At 41.7% G+C, this 290-nt stretch carries 1 protein-coding gene; it reads right to left on the reverse strand.

All coding sequences use genetic code 11. The features are described from left to right. Positions 1 to 290 (reverse strand): SDR family NAD(P)-dependent oxidoreductase (locus tag ASU00_RS24205; RefSeq protein ID WP_152983854.1); only part of this gene is annotated, 290 nt, incomplete at both ends.

Here is a 290-nt window from a genome sequence, read left to right on the forward strand (position 1 = left end):
AATTCCTCCCATATCATATCTTCAAATGACTTTTTGGTAAAGCTCATACCTGCGTTATGAATAAGAATATCGACTGTTCCATATGTTTTTACGGTCTCTTCGACCAGTTGGCTCATTTGTTCCATATTTCTGGCATCAGCTTGTATAGCAATGGCTTCACCACCTTTTTGTCGAATGGATTTCACTACGTCTTCTGCTGCAGCTGCACTTCTTGCATAGTTAACAACTACTTTAGCTCCACGTTCAGCTAACAGTTTAGCTGTTGCAGCACCAATTCCTCGACTGGCTCC

The organism is Peribacillus muralis (assembly GCF_001439925.1).
Taxonomy (GTDB): Bacteria; Bacillota; Bacilli; order Bacillales; family DSM-1321; genus Peribacillus; species Peribacillus muralis.